Raw genomic sequence first — 14,110 nt, 5'->3', positions numbered from 1 at the left:
AAAGATAGCTTTTTCGTCTTAAGTTAAGTAAAAAAACCCGCATTTGACGACTAAAGTCTTAATGCGGGTTTTTTCTAATAATGAAAATTTTCTATACAGTAAAGTCATCACCCAGATAAACTTTACGTACCGTTTCATTGGCCAGAATTTCTTGTGCCGTGCCTTCAGCAATGACTGAACCTTCGCTGACAATATAGGCATGTTCACAGATGGCCAAAGTTTCACGAACGTTATGATCGGTAATCAATACCCCAATTCCACGATCTTTCAGCGTCGTAATAATATCTTTAATATCACCCACTGAAATCGGGTCAACCCCGGCAAAAGGTTCATCCAATAACATGAATTTTGGGTCGGCCGCCAACGCACGGGCAATTTCAGCACGACGACGTTCACCACCCGAAACACTCATACCCAATGAATCTTTAATATGGGTAATTTTAAAGTCTGCTAGTAATTCGGCTAAACGTTGTTGACGCTGAGCTTTGCTTAAATCCTTACGGGTTTCCAGAATCGCCATAATATTTTCAGAAATGGTTAGTTTTCTAAAAATAGAAGCTTCCTGAGGTAAATAGCCAATCCCTTTTCGCGCACGTTCATGCATTGCCAAGTCCGACAAATCCAGATCATCCAGATGGATTTCACCTTTGTCCATACGCACCAGACCCACCACCATATAGAAGCTGGTGGTTTTACCTGCACCATTAGGCCCTAAAAGCCCAACAATCTGCCCACTTTCCATACTGAAGGAAACGTCCTTGACTACCCAGCGTTTACTATAATTTTTCGCCAGATGCTTAATGGTTAAAGTCTGAACCTGATGCGTCTGTGCCATTAATCACGTGCTCCCGGGAAGGATTTCGAAGAAGAAGGCGGAATCACGATTTGTACACGACCTGCAGCTGAACCGGTTTTATTTGGTGTACCTGTTGCTTCAATATCGCCTTTATTCATGCTGTATTTCAGTGTATTACCACGGATACTAGCGCCATCTTGCTGCAAGTAGGCATTTCCAGACAATGTAATAATCCCGGTTTCCGCATTATATACAATTTTCTGTGCCTGACCTTTGGCCAAACCTTTGGCAGGATCAACTTTCTGCTGAAATTGAGCCGGGCTACCTGTTGCCGTAATCAGGCTAATCTGTTTTTTATTATTCAGATTCGCCACAATTGAATTGGCCTGCAATTTCATGGTGCCCTGTTCAATGATGACATTACCCGAATAAGTGGTGACTCCAGTACGCTCATTAAAAGTCGCACGGTCAGCTAATAAGGTAATCGGCTGGTTACGATCAGATTGCAATGCAAACGCAGTGGCTGAACCCAATGCAACCAGACTTAACAACGCAGCGCGCTTAAGGAAAGTTTTCATCATTTTAGCTCTAGGAATTTGGTTCATACTTTCCTCGAATATTAAAGAATTCGTATTGACCATCATTAAGATTGGCTTTTAGGCCCTGACTGATAAATTCAGCCTGTGGAGATTCAACAATGACAGTTTTATCGGTTTCAATTTCACGTGTTTTCGGAAAAGCCGTCAGCTCCTCGGTGCGGAACTGCATTTTTCCATTTTGCATGATCTTGGTCGCCAGCACTTCTTGAGAAAGTACAACTTTTGTATTGTCATCATAACCGTTGCCCTGTTTGGCAAAGAATGTCGCATCAACCTGACCGCCTTTATAGGTCGTTGCCTGCAGATTTTTAAGACTTGAAGTCTCTAGCTGCAGATTTTGTTCAAGCTGGTCGACCTGGGCACGAACAGACAACATGCCCTTTTCATCAGTTTGGGTTAAGTTAATATTATTCGCAGAATAGGTCATGCTACGTGCAGAATCAGTCTGCAACTTGTTGCCTTTACCGCTGTAATAGTAATAACCACCACTTATTGCGGCAATGATAATAGCCGTAAGATATAAAACTCTAGTGTCCATAAGCGGTGTACTTAATCTAGGATATATGACTTATTAATAAGGCGCACGAGTATATTTTTCAAGTAACTCTTGGTACTTACCTTTGGACATCAGTAACATGTCACAAATCTCGCGTACCGCACCACGACCACCATAGGCCTGCGTTACCAGATCAGCACGACGACGTACTTCAACATGGCCGTTTGGAACAGTCACTTTCATGCCTGCAATTGCAAAGGCAGAAAGATCAGGCCAGTCATCGCCCATGTATAAACAGTCTTCAGGGTCGATATTGAGCTGAGTACAAGCTTCACGCAAAGCAGTTCCTTTATCTTCGCGGCCCTGATAAACCATATCTACGCCCAAATCCGACATACGTTTTTGTACGATATTGCTTTGACGTCCAGTGATAATGATCACTTTGATTCCGGCTTGCTGTACCAGTTTCATACCCAGCCCATCACGGATATCAAAAGACTTGATCTCATCACCCGTATTGGTCAATGTGACAAAACCGTCGCTTAAAATACCATCTACATCAAGTACCAGTGCCTCAATATGACGTGCCTGCTCTAATAATACATAAGATGCCATCTATTAATTTACCCCAGCCTGAATCAGGTCATGCATACTAATTACACCAATGACTTTATTGGCATCATCAACCACAACAAATTGATTAATTTTACGTTCGTTCATTTTTTCCAGTGCAACGACAGCACGCGCTTCCTGAGAAATCGTCAGCGGATTTTTGGTCATTACTTCCTGAATCGGTAAATTGACATCAAAACCTTGCTGTTTGTCGATCAGGCGGCGCAAGTCACCATCAGTGAAAATACCCAGTAATAGGTCATTTTGATCCACAATTGTGGTTAAACCTAGGCGTTTATTTGAAATCTCGTATAAAACTTGATTCATCGGTGTATCTGGTGACACTTTTGGTAGCTCGGAACCTGTATGCATGAGATGTTTTACATGCAGCAATAAGCGTTTACCCAAGGCACCTGCTGGATGTGACAAGGCAAAATCGTCAGCAGTAAAACCACGTGCATCTAAAAGAGCGACAGCCAGTGCATCACCCAGCGCTAAAGTTGCTGTTGTACTCGAAGTCGGTGCCAGGCCAAGTGGACAGGCTTCCTGAAGATGACCCAGAGTTAAAGCCACATCAGCATTTTGTGGCATTGGGCCTTTGGCATCCCCACTAATGGTAATTAAAGGAATTTCCAGACGCTTGATCAGAGGCATCAGCATCATGATTTCATCGCTTTTGCCTGAGTTTGAAATGGCGATCAGTACATCACCCGGTACCAGCATACCGAGATCCCCATGCCCTGCCTCGCCCGGGTGCATGAAGAATGAAGGCGTACCCGTAGACGCAAAAGTTGCCGCCATCTTACGGCCAATATGCCCGGATTTCCCCATCCCGGTAATCACCAGACGACCTTTGCACTGCAGGATAATTTCACATGCCTGACTAAAACGCTCATCGATCTGCGTGGCTAAAATCTGTAATGCTTGTTCTTCGATACGCAAGGTTTCAAGTGCAACTTTCTGGAAGTCTATTTGATTTGGCATATTTGGTGGGTTCAAAGTAGGTTTACCTTAACTCTATACAGAGTTGACTCATTCTAGCAAAAAATAATTTTCGCAATTTTATCATATCTATGCAAATAGCAGGTTTCAAAATGTAGAGCTTTTCATAAAACTTAAACAGAATGTTTTAAAATTTCCCTGACTGAAAGCTCTTCCATATTCAGAATTTCATTATGTTAATCAGCCCTCATTGTCCTTTTTATTTTGCGTAGGCAATAAAAAACCCCAATCTTTCGATCAGGGTTTTTTGAATTTTGGAGCGGGAAACGAGACTCGAACTCGCGACCCCAACCTTGGCAAGGTTGTGCTCTACCAACTGAGCTATTCCCGCAATATGGGAGTGAATTATAGAGAGTTTCTGCTAACTGTCAACTCTCTATTGATTCAACTGTCGAATTAATCAGCACGACGCCATACAGTTCCTTGACGGGTATCTTCCAGCACCACTCCTTGGTCTAATAAAGACTGGCGGATTTCATCGGCACGAGCAAAGTTTTTCTCTTTTTTGGCATCTTTACGTTGCTGGATCAGATCTTCAATCTGCTCTTCAGACAAGCCTAAAGCTTCCTGACCAATATCAGACTTTAAGAATTCGTCGACATTGTGCTGTACCAGACCCAGAATATTAGTCAGGTGACGCAGAGTAGAATAATAAACTGTAGCCTGTTCCTGATTCTGATCTTTTACTGCACGGTTCAGCTCTTTATTCAGTTCAAACAATACAGCAACGGCTTCTGGTGTATTGAAGTCATCACACATGGCTGTATTGAAACGCTCAACAAAGCCTTGATCTAACGTATCAACCAGCTGTTCGCCATACACTGCCTGATAAGCTTTAAAAGAATGATAGAAACGCATCAGCGTATTTTTCGCTTCTTTTAAAGCTACATCTGAATAGTTCACCGGGCTGCGGTAGTGTGAGGATACGATAAAGTAACGCACCACTTCTGGATGGAATTTTTCAATCACATCACGGATGGTAAAGAAGTTACCCAAAGACTTCGACATCTTTTCACCATCAACATTGATGAAGCCGGCATGCATCCAGTAGTTCACATACTGCTCACCTGTCGCTGCTTCAGATTGTGCAATCTCGTTTTCATGATGCGGGAAGCTTAAGTCAGCACCACCGCCATGAATATCAAAATGATTGCCCAAGCAGCAGGTAGACATGGCTGAACATTCAATATGCCATCCTGGACGACCATTGCCCCATGGTGAAGCCCAAGAAGGTTCATTTTCTTTTGCATGTTTCCACAGCACAAAGTCAAACGGGTGTTTTTTCTCAACTTCGACATCGACACGCTCAGAAGCACCCGCCTGCATATCTTCCAGTTTACGACCTGAAAGACGACCGTATTTGGTAAATTTTTCAACTTCGAAATAGACATCGCCATTATTTGCCGGATATGCAGTCCCTTTTTCCACTAGCGTACCAATCATGTTTTGCATTTGATTGATGTAATCGGTGGCTTTTGGTGCTTCATCCGGTGCAAGACAGCCTAACTTGGCGAAGTCTTCATTCATGGCATCAATAAAACGGCTGGTCAGTGATGAAATGCTTTCCCCATTTTCATTAGCACGTTTAATAATCTTGTCGTCAATGTCAGTGATATTACGGACATATTTTACTTTCCAGCCCTGACTGCGCAGAAAACGGATAATATAGTCAAATGCAACCACGGTACGTGCATGTCCGATATGACAGTAGTCATAGACCGTCATCCCACAGACATACAGATCAATCTGACCTTCTTTACGAGGCACAAATTCTACTTTTTTACGTTGCTCTGAGTTATATAGAACAAATGGTTGCATAGGTCTTCTAGAATGCTTTTACAAATGATGGCTCATCTTAACCTAAGCATTATTTTTCATAAAGTTTTAAGAAAAGTTTTCAAGACTTTTTCTGCTGTTATTTTTTATTACATAGACAGATCATGCATGGAACGTAAGAGCCTTAAATTGCAATTTGCAGTATGAGTAAAGAAATTAAGGACTTTCAGAAATAAAGTCCATAATGATCTACTAAATACCACCTGTAAAACCATCAGCATGATCCGTGAAAGCTACACCTGATTATTGAAAAATCATAATTCAGTAATTAAAAAAAGCCCTCTATCTTAAGAGGGCTTTTTCATTTCAGGACTTAGAAGTGGTATTTCAAGCCTAACTGAATCAGGTAATCGCTTGATTTAGATGCATTACCTGTCAACTCGCCAAACCAGTTCCATTTATTGCCACTGGTATAGTTCAAACCGACACCATATAAGAAGTAATCCTTGTCAAAGGGCGGAGCCTGATAACCATACTGGATTGTATTATCTACATTGGACGAGATTGTGACCATGCCATTATCACGATCAAAGGCATCGGTATACTCACCATAACCAGTCAGGTAAAGATTCTGGTTTAGCTCATAGTCAAAACGCACACTCACATGCGCTTTAGTTTCAGCCACATCTACATCACTTACAGTCAGACCAATAACAGTATCTTCTTTGACCGCATCCAGTTTTGCAGCGTTATAGCTTAAAGCCATGTATGGTGAAACAGTCAGACGGTCAGCGAAGAAGTCATAACCCAGTTCAGCATAAGCACCGTATTTAAACAGATCAGCTTTATTGGATTCTTTCACCGAATCAAGCCCATCAGTCACAGTACGGTTAAACTCAACATCACCGAAACCAAGCTGCACATTACCTGAAACATATACACCCTTGTCAGATTGCCATTTTGCATAAGCGCCCAGACCAGTTACATCAGTTTCAGTTGAAGCATCAGCCAAAATGTTGGTGACGGATCTTGAATTGCGATCCCCGCATTGGTCAGGTCTTCAGCCGTGATCGTACCATTCTGATAATCCTGAATGTATTTAAATATCTTTTGGACAGAATGTTGCAGATATGCATTCTTTTGAACATCAAGATCAGCAATCTCGATCCTTACCTGTTTAGTAGGCGCAGCGTTATCCACAACATTAAATTTAGCTTTGTCATAGGTATAAGCAAGCGTAGTCGGTGTAGTACCGCCATTAGTCGGGGGTGTATTCACTGTTGTAGAGGATTTTGCACCACCACATGCAGTCACCATTATAACAACTACCGCCAAAGAAAGAGCTGTTGTAATTGTCTTCATCTTAGTTTTCATACCCCTTATCATCTTTAGTTATCAAGCTATTTTTAATTTAAATTAAGGTCTTATGAGTGATAAAAACACTCATGAATTACCATAGAGGAATTAATTAAGTATTTGTAAAATAATGATAAATTATTATCAGGTAAAAGAATTATTATTTTCAATGAATTTTATAGATATTTTATAGCAGGTATTTAATTGAAATACCTACTATTTTCTAAAATTAATCAATTGAGAAATGTATTATCCCAATTCATTTCTAATATTGTTCACCATATGTAATAAACGTGGTGCAATATCATTTTTGATTTTCTCTTCATTGAGCAGAAAACTTGGACCGCCGCAGTTAAACACCAGTAGACCATGCTGTTCATGGACAAAAGGAACTGCAACCGAATTCACATCCTTATGCCATTCACCGATTGAAAAGCAGAAACCATATTCCTGATAGTCTTTAAATGACTTCTCCAGATTTTTTTGGATCTGTGGCCATTCTTCAGCATGTTTACGGCGAATCGCATCAAGCAGAAAATCACGCTCATCTTCTGGCATTGCAGCCAGACAGGCGCGTCCCATAGAGCTTAAATGAATCGGCAAATGGGTTCCTACCTGACGACGCATGGTAACATTCCCCTTACCCTGCACTACATCCAGATAAATCATGTTCAGACGGTCGCGGGTTGCCATCGCCACAGCAGCTTCAGCATAGTCCGCCAGATTTTTCATTAATGGATGAGCAACCGATCGCAAGGATAAATTCGACAGCATCGAATAACCAAAAGACAGTACGCCGACTGAGAGCTGAAACTTGCTCGAATTCGGAACCTGCTTTAAATATCCTAAACGGGACAAAGTATGGGTCAAACGGGTAATCGTCGGTTTAGGTAAACCTGTCATTTGTGACAGTTCCTGATTGCCCAGATGCTGATGTTTTGGACTAAAGCAGCGCAGTAACTCCAGACCACGTGCTAAAGCTGTAATAAATTGACGGTCATTTTCATCCTGCATATCTTCGATCGGATGCAATAACTCATGGCGCAAAGGCGCAATTAATTTTTCTTCCGACTGATCGGTTTCAGGTACATCATCAGACATGTCTTCACCGTCCTTCAAATTCATAATAAGTGTTTCGCATTGCGAAATTATAAATAATTATCTTGTATATAGCAAAGAAGCAACTTTGATTAAGTTGCTTCTTTATTGGACTTATGGGTTTTCTTGTTTATTAACCAACAATACCTTGAGCTTTTAGGGCCTCCAGTTTTTCCTCATCCACGACACGTGAAAGAATTTCATTCGTATGCTCACCTAACATTGGTGGTGCTTTACGATATTCCACTGGTGTACGCGATAATTTAATTGGTGAGCCAATCACCGTTAATTTTTCTTTTAACGGATGGGGGATCTCAACCAGCATATTACGCGCTTGCACTTGTGGTTCCTGGAAAGCTTGTTCAAGGTTATTAATCAGGCCTACCGGAACTTTCACTGCATGAATTGCTTCTACCCAATGCTTCGCAGTATTGCTTAAGAAATGTTTGGCTAGCAGCTCTGTGATTTCTGCACGATGCTGAATACGCAGTGCATTGGTCACAAAACGTGGATCTTGCGGTAAATCTGGCAAACCAATTGCAGCGCTCAAGGCTATAAACTGTTTGTCATTACCACAGGCGATGATGAAATCCTGATCCGCAGCACGGAATACTTGGTAAGGGACAATATTGGCATGTGCATTACCATAACGACCCGGGATTTTTCCCGAAGCCAGGTAATTCATACCCTGGTTTGCGAGTAACGCCACTTGTACATCCAGCAATGCCATATCAATATGCTGACCGAGACCAGTCACATGGCGGTTTAACAAAGCCGCCTGAATGGCAATGGTCGAGTACAAACCCGTGGTCAAATCCGCAAAAGCCACACCGACTTTTTGTGGTCCGCCCCCCGGTAAGTCATCTTTCTCACCAGTGACAGACATTAAACCGCCCATCCCCTGGATAATGAAGTCATAACCTGGTTCAGGTGCACGAGGGCCAGTTTGACCAAAGCCAGTAATTGAGCAATACACCAGTTTCGGATTAATCGCGCTCAGGCTTTCATAATCCAGACCGTATTTTTTCAAAGAACCCGCTTTGTAATTTTCAATGACCACGTCAGAATCTACAGCCAGTGCTTTGACCAGTTCCTGACCTTCAGGCGTTGAAATATCAATCGCAACTGACATTTTATTACGGTTGGCTGACTGGTAGTACGCCGCTTCACGTGTATTTTCACCATGGTCATTTTTCATCCAAGGTGGTCCCCACATACGGGTATCATCACCCGTTTTAGGACGTTCAACTTTAATCACTTCAGCGCCTAAATCCGCGAGGATTTGACCACACCAAGGACCTGCAAGTACGCGACTTAAATCCAGTACGCGAATACCCTCTAATGCACCCATGTGTTTTTCCTTTGTTATACGCGTTCGATGACCAGTGCCAGGCCTTGACCTACACCGATACACAGACTAATCACAGCATATTTTTTGCCGCTACGCTGCAATTCACGAGCAGTGCTGAGCACTAAACGAGCACCTGATGCACCTAATGGATGACCAACTGCAATTGCACCACCATTTGGATTGACACGTGCATCGTCAAATGCCACATCTAAACCTTTTAGACATGCTAAAACTTGAGATGCAAATGCTTCATTGATTTCAATGATATCCATGTCATCCAAAGTCAGGTTGGCACGTTTTAATGCTAGTTTGATCGCATCAACCGGACCGGCGCCCATAATACGTGGTTCAATACCCGCAGCCGCTGAAGCGATGATTTTCGCCATTGGCTGGATGCCCAGTTTTTCCTGAGCGGCTTCAGAACCAATGATTAGCGCTGCTGCACCATCATTGACACCAGAAGCATTACCCGCAGTCACTACACCGCCTTCAAACAGTGGACGTAGTTTCTGTAGCGCTTCCAAGTTAGAAGATGGACGTGGATGTTCGTCTTGATCGACCAGTTTTGGAGGCAATTTACGGCCTTGTGGCACTTCAACACCCACGATCTCGTCAGCAAAGAAACCTGCCTGTTTAGCTGCTTCATATTTGGCTTGTGATGCTGCAGCAAACTGGTCTGCATCTTCACGGGTTACACCGTATTCTACTGCTACATTATCGCCAGTTTGCGGCATGGTGTCATTGCCGAACTGTTTTTCAATGGCAGGGTTCGGAAAACGTGCGCCGATGGTTGAATCGAATACTTTAAAATCACGGCTAAATGGTGTTTCAGATTTGGCAAAGACAAACGGTGCACGAGACATCGACTCGACACCACCTGCAAGGAAGATATCCCCTTCATTACAAGTAATTGCACGAGCAGCATCAATCACCGCAGCCAAGCCAGAAGCACATAGACGGTTCACAGTTTGTGCTGGCGTTTTCACATCCAGACCCGCTAATAACGTTGCATGACGTGCAATGTTACGACTGTCTTCACCCGCCTGATTGGTATTACCCAGAATTACATCATCAAAAATATCAGCAGCTAAATTATGCTTCTCTACCAGTGCCTTAATCACATGTGCAGCAAGATCATCTGGACGAACCTTTGCCAGGCTACCTGCATGACGACCAAATGGCGTACGTAATCCATCATAAATATATGCATTTAACATGAGTTTGATTCCTTAAACTGCTGCAGTGTGAAGAAGAGAAAGTTTTAAACGGGCACGGCGTTGTACCCATGGACTTGGACGGTAACGCTGGTCACCGGTATTTGTCAGGATACGTTCCAGGATCAACAGGATACGTTCTGCGCCCAAAACATCACCCCATGAAATTGGTCCATGTGGGTAGCCCAGACCAAGTTTTACTGCTTTATCGATATCGGCTGCAGTTGCGATTTGTTGTTGGGCAATATCACAAGCCAGATTCACGACCATTGCCAATACGCGCTGTGCGACAAAGCCAATACTTTCAGCAATTACCGATACGCCATGACCATTTTTAGCAAACAATGCATGTGCCTGGTCGATATAGGCTTTTTGAGTTGCAATCGAAGGCATGATGGTACGGTGCTTGGCAAAATCAGTCAGCATATCGATGCTGATTGCACGAGTCGCATCGACATCAAAACGAAGCGCTGCAGTCGTGGTGTCTTCACCATAAGTGGCCAATAGAATCAGACTGTCAGCTGCCGGAGTTTCTGCACTGTCGATAACCAGACCTTGCTCACGGATATAGTCACGCAAGATACTGGCATCCTGTTCAAGATCTGCTTTGATCCAGACCGGGCTGAATTCAGTTACTTCAGGCGCAATCTGAGCCGGAGCTTCATTGGTCTTTTGACCATCCTGATACTTATAGAAACCTTCACCGACTTTACGACCGACTTTTTTACCAGCCAGCATTTGACGGGTTAAAGCGCTTGGACGATAACGATCTTCCTGATAATACTGGTTGAAAATCGATTCCATCACTGGATGAGAAACATCCAGTGCAGTCAGGTCAAACAATTCCAGTGGTCCCATACGGAAACCGGCACCTTCACGCAGAATACGGTCGATTTCAGAAACAGAAGCTACACCTTCACCCAGGATTTTTAGTGCTTCAGTACCATAAGCACGGCCGGCATGGTTAACAATAAACCCAGGCGTGTCTTTGGTACGCACACCGAAGTGCCCCATACGTTGTGCCAGTTCGAGTAGATCTGCAACGACCTGTTCATCTGTTGCTAGGCCAGCAATCACTTCGACAATTTTCATCAAGGGCGCTGGATTAAAGAAATGGAATCCAGCCATGCGACCTTGATGCTCAAGGTTGGATGCAATAGCAGTCACTGAAAGTGATGAGGTATTGGTTGCCAGAATGGTTTCTGGAGATACGATACTTTCCAGCTGTTTAAATAAACCTTGCTTGATGTCCAGATTTTCGATGATGGCTTCAACCACCAGATCAACACCAGCCACTTCTTCAATGCTATTCAGGATTTTGAAACGTGCCAGAGTTGCATTCAGAACTTCTTCAGTAAATTTACCTTTGGCTTGCAGCTTTTCAAGCGTAGCTTTAAGTTTAGCCAAACCTGCTTCTGCCGCACCTGCTTTGGCATCGAATAAGCGCACTTCCAGACCTGCCTGGGCTGCGATTTGCGCGATACCCATGCCCATTACACCAGTACCAATGAGCGCCATAGATTGAATGGTCATGTCTTATTCTCCAGTGTATTGTGCAGGACGTTTTTCAAAGAACGCATTCACGCCTTCTTTCTGATCTTTGGTATCAAATAAAATCTGGAAAGCTTTACGTTCCAATGCCAAAGCACCTTGTAAAGATTGATCTTGGCCAAGATTGGTCACTTCTTTAATTTGCTGCACTGCAATTGGAGAGAAAGATGCAATGGTTTGAGCAATTTCAATGGCATGCGTAATAGTGTTTTCATCTTCCACGACTTCAGAAACCAAGCCCATACGCTCAGCTTCAGCAGCTTTCACCAGTTTACCGGTGAGTACCCAAAGCATGGTTTGATATTTACCAATCGCACGCAGTAAACGTTGTGTTCCACCTGCACCCGGCATCAAGCCCAGTTTTACTTCAGGCTGACCAAATTTGGCATTTTCACCGGCAATGATGATGTCGGCATGCATGGCCAGTTCACAGCCACCACCGAGTGCATAACCATTCACAGCCGCAATAATCGGTTTCGGACAGTCAGTAATACTTTGCCAGTACTGTTCAGTATGGCGTAAATACATTTGTGCTGTGGTTGCAGTAGTGAAATCTTTAATGTCTGCTCCCGCAGCAAAAACCTTTTCACCGCCGGTCAAAACAATGGCTTTTACAGCATCTAATTTTGAAAGGTATTGAAATGCTTCAGAGAGTTGCTGACGTAATTCCAGGTTCAAGGCATTACGTGCTTCCGGGCGATGGATTTGAACAATCGCGACGCCATCTTCCTGTACAGTCAATTTTAAAATTTCAGTGCTTTCCATAATCTTCTCATTTCGCACAGCGGTATTTAATTAACAATATACATAAATTTCATTCAAAGTAAACTATTCAAATTTGAACAAAAAATATTTTATAACGCCTTAAAAATAGCATTAATCAAACTAAATCAATTATTTAAATCTAATTTTAAAGCAAAACATATATATCGCACAGCGAAATATACTTTCGTATATATTGATCCTTGTTTTAATTTTAATTAGTATCCGCATAAATTTAGCTTAGTGATGAGTTTTTATTCACATTGGACAAGATGTGGACAGAACGAAATCCTAGATACGGAGTTAGGACATGATTCGTGATCAGGAAACCTTAGACCAGTTGGTAGATATGATTCGCCAATTTGTAGAAGGCGTATTAATCCCAAATGAAGAAATTGTTGCAGAAACGGATGAAATTCCTGCAGAAATCGTGCAACAAATGAAAGAGTTGGGCTTATTTGGTTTAACCATTCCTGAAGAATATGACGGTCTTGGCCTGACCATGGAAGAAGAAGTCTATATCGCTTTTGAACTGGGCCGTACTTCCCCTGCTTTCCGCTCATTGATTGGTACGAATAACGGTATCGGCGCATCTGGCCTGATCATCGACGGTACTGAAGAGCAAAAACAGCACTTCCTGCCAAAACTGGCTAGCGGTGAAATCATTGGCTCGTTCTGTTTGACTGAACCGGATTCAGGTTCTGATGCAGCATCTTTGAAAACCACTGCTGTGAAAGATGGCGATGAGTACATCCTGAATGGTACCAAGCGCTTTATTACCAATGCCCCACATGCGGGTGTGTTCACGGTAATGGCTCGTACCAACCCAGAATTGAAAGGCGCTGCTGCCATTTCAGCGTTCATCGTTGATAGCAAATTACCAGGTATTTCACTGGGTAAACGTGACAAGAAAATGGGCCAAAAAGGCGCACATACCTGTGACGTGATCTTTGAAAACTGCCGTATCCCTGCATCAGCTTTGATTGGCGGTGTAGAAGGCGTTGGCTTTAAAACTGCGATGAAGGTTCTGGATAAAGGCCGTATCCACATTGCCGCACTAAGCGTGGGTGCTGCAACCCGTATGCTGGAAGATTCATTGCAATATGCCGTTGAACGTAAGCAGTTCGGTCAGGCGATTGCCAACTTCCAGTTGATCCAAGGCATGCTGGCAGATTCTAAAGCTGAAATTTATGCAGCGAAATGTATGGTGCTTGATGCAGCGCGTCGTCGTGATGCCGGCCAGAACGTAAGTACTGAAGCATCTTGCGCAAAAATGTTTGCAACAGAAATGTGTGGCCGTGTCGCTGACCGTGGTGTGCAAATCCATGGTGGCGCGGGCTACATCAGTGAATATGCAATTGAGCGCTTCTACCGCGATGTGCGTTTATTCCGTCTTTATGAAGGAACCACGCAGATCCAGCAAGTCATTATTGCTCGCAATATGATTCGCGAGGCGACTCAGTAACAAGTTTGGCCTGATCAACTCTCCTTGCGATC

At 43.2% G+C, this 14,110-nt stretch carries 14 protein-coding genes and 1 tRNA gene; 1 reads left to right on the top strand and 14 read right to left on the bottom strand.

All coding sequences use genetic code 11. The features are described from left to right. Positions 1-91 precede the first annotated feature (91 nt). From lptB to FTV12_RS02275, 14 genes are all read right to left on the bottom strand, one after another. Entirely contained in the window at positions 92-835 is a 744-nt protein-coding gene (lptB, locus tag FTV12_RS02340; protein ID WP_004786227.1) for an LPS export ABC transporter ATP-binding protein, read from the bottom strand. Beyond that, positions 835-1,401 carry a lipopolysaccharide transport periplasmic protein LptA gene (lptA, locus tag FTV12_RS02335; RefSeq protein WP_180033468.1) on the bottom strand — a complete coding sequence of 189 codons (567 nt, stop codon included), beginning with the start codon at positions 1,399-1,401 and terminating at the stop codon, positions 835-837. Before lptA ends, lptB begins: the two co-directional genes overlap by 1 nt. Next, positions 1,385-1,933: an LPS export ABC transporter periplasmic protein LptC gene (gene lptC, locus FTV12_RS02330; protein WP_180033467.1), complete on the bottom strand. Its 549-nt coding sequence runs from the start codon at positions 1,931-1,933 to the stop codon at positions 1,385-1,387. The genes lptA and lptC overlap by 17 nt, the downstream gene beginning before the upstream one ends. A 33-nt stretch (positions 1,934-1,966) precedes the next feature. Beyond that, positions 1,967-2,506 (bottom strand): HAD family hydrolase, encoded by a 540-nt coding sequence (locus FTV12_RS02325; RefSeq protein WP_180033466.1) that lies wholly within the window; start codon positions 2,504-2,506, stop codon positions 1,967-1,969. Positions 2,507-2,509: 3 nt separating this feature from the next. After that, entirely contained in the window at positions 2,510-3,487 is a 978-nt protein-coding gene (locus tag FTV12_RS02320; RefSeq protein ID WP_004786235.1) for a KpsF/GutQ family sugar-phosphate isomerase, read from the bottom strand. A 273-nt stretch (positions 3,488-3,760) separates the two neighbouring features. Continuing rightward, positions 3,761-3,836: transfer RNA gene (locus FTV12_RS02315), tRNA-Gly, on the bottom strand. 65 nt (positions 3,837-3,901) lie between these two features. Further along, positions 3,902-5,323: a cysteine--tRNA ligase gene (cysS, locus tag FTV12_RS02310; RefSeq protein WP_180033465.1), complete on the bottom strand. Its 1,422-nt coding sequence runs from the start codon at positions 5,321-5,323 to the stop codon at positions 3,902-3,904. 331 nt (positions 5,324-5,654) lie between these two features. Further along, positions 5,655-6,293 carry an autotransporter outer membrane beta-barrel domain-containing protein gene (locus tag FTV12_RS02305; protein ID WP_180033464.1) on the bottom strand — a complete coding sequence of 213 codons (639 nt, stop codon included), beginning with the start codon at positions 6,291-6,293 and terminating at the stop codon, positions 5,655-5,657. Next, complete coding sequence (locus FTV12_RS02300) at positions 6,263-6,643, bottom strand: hypothetical protein (protein ID WP_125278366.1); 381 nt, start codon at positions 6,641-6,643, stop codon at positions 6,263-6,265. Before FTV12_RS02300 ends, FTV12_RS02305 begins: the two co-directional genes overlap by 31 nt. Positions 6,644-6,886: 243 nt before the next feature. Continuing rightward, a complete protein-coding gene (locus FTV12_RS02295) occupies positions 6,887-7,738 on the bottom strand; it encodes an IclR family transcriptional regulator (protein ID WP_159122804.1) in 852 nt (283 codons plus the stop codon). A gap of 130 nt (positions 7,739-7,868) precedes the next feature. Continuing rightward, the gene (locus FTV12_RS02290; RefSeq protein WP_179993439.1) at positions 7,869-9,086 is read right to left on the bottom strand and encodes a CaiB/BaiF CoA-transferase family protein; all 1,218 of its coding nucleotides are present in this window, start codon (positions 9,084-9,086) and stop codon (positions 7,869-7,871) included. 14 nt (positions 9,087-9,100) lie between these two features. Continuing rightward, positions 9,101-10,303, bottom strand: coding sequence for a 3-oxoadipyl-CoA thiolase (locus tag FTV12_RS02285; RefSeq protein WP_179993440.1), 1,203 nt, complete (start codon positions 10,301-10,303; stop codon positions 9,101-9,103). A gap of 12 nt (positions 10,304-10,315) precedes the next feature. Beyond that, positions 10,316-11,833: a 3-hydroxyacyl-CoA dehydrogenase gene (locus FTV12_RS02280; protein WP_180033463.1), complete on the bottom strand. Its 1,518-nt coding sequence runs from the start codon at positions 11,831-11,833 to the stop codon at positions 10,316-10,318. 3 nt (positions 11,834-11,836) lie between these two features. Next, positions 11,837-12,616 (bottom strand): enoyl-CoA hydratase, encoded by a 780-nt coding sequence (locus tag FTV12_RS02275; RefSeq protein WP_004786253.1) that lies wholly within the window; start codon positions 12,614-12,616, stop codon positions 11,837-11,839. Between the two features lie 307 nt (positions 12,617-12,923). Between FTV12_RS02275 and FTV12_RS02270 the strand changes: the two genes are divergently transcribed. Further along, a complete protein-coding gene (locus tag FTV12_RS02270; RefSeq protein WP_166135179.1) occupies positions 12,924-14,078 on the top strand; it encodes an acyl-CoA dehydrogenase family protein in 1,155 nt (384 codons plus the stop codon). The last annotated feature ends 32 nt before the right edge of the window (positions 14,079-14,110 follow it).

It is taken from the genome of Acinetobacter sp. YH12233, from assembly GCF_013417725.1.
Lineage (GTDB): Bacteria > Pseudomonadota > Gammaproteobacteria > Pseudomonadales > Moraxellaceae > Acinetobacter.
Note: the sequence above shows the minus strand (reverse complement) of the source record. Positions and strands in the feature narration are given on the sequence as shown.

What these genes read in the sequence shown, in the direction of transcription:
- lptB (WP_004786227.1), bottom strand. Translation starts at nt 835, where the DNA reads ATGGCACAGACGCATCAGGTTCAGACTTTAACCATTAAGCATCTGGCG.
- lptA (WP_180033468.1), bottom strand. Translation starts at nt 1,401, where the DNA reads ATGAACCAAATTCCTAGAGCTAAAATGATGAAAACTTTCCTTAAGCGC.
- lptC (WP_180033467.1), bottom strand. Translation starts at nt 1,933, where the DNA reads ATGGACACTAGAGTTTTATATCTTACGGCTATTATCATTGCCGCAATA.
- FTV12_RS02325 (WP_180033466.1), bottom strand. Translation starts at nt 2,506, where the DNA reads ATGGCATCTTATGTATTATTAGAGCAGGCACGTCATATTGAGGCACTG.
- FTV12_RS02320 (WP_004786235.1), bottom strand. Translation starts at nt 3,487, where the DNA reads ATGCCAAATCAAATAGACTTCCAGAAAGTTGCACTTGAAACCTTGCGT.
- cysS (WP_180033465.1), bottom strand. Translation starts at nt 5,323, where the DNA reads ATGCAACCATTTGTTCTATATAACTCAGAGCAACGTAAAAAAGTAGAA.
- FTV12_RS02300 (WP_125278366.1), bottom strand. Translation starts at nt 6,643, where the DNA reads ATGAAGACAATTACAACAGCTCTTTCTTTGGCGGTAGTTGTTATAATG.
- FTV12_RS02295 (WP_159122804.1), bottom strand. Translation starts at nt 7,738, where the DNA reads ATGTCTGATGATGTACCTGAAACCGATCAGTCGGAAGAAAAATTAATT.
- FTV12_RS02290 (WP_179993439.1), bottom strand. Translation starts at nt 9,086, where the DNA reads ATGGGTGCATTAGAGGGTATTCGCGTACTGGATTTAAGTCGCGTACTT.
- FTV12_RS02285 (WP_179993440.1), bottom strand. Translation starts at nt 10,303, where the DNA reads ATGTTAAATGCATATATTTATGATGGATTACGTACGCCATTTGGTCGT.
- FTV12_RS02280 (WP_180033463.1), bottom strand. Translation starts at nt 11,833, where the DNA reads ATGACCATTCAATCTATGGCGCTCATTGGTACTGGTGTAATGGGCATG.
- FTV12_RS02275 (WP_004786253.1), bottom strand. Translation starts at nt 12,616, where the DNA reads ATGGAAAGCACTGAAATTTTAAAATTGACTGTACAGGAAGATGGCGTC.
- FTV12_RS02270 (WP_166135179.1), top strand. Translation starts at nt 12,924, where the DNA reads ATGATTCGTGATCAGGAAACCTTAGACCAGTTGGTAGATATGATTCGC.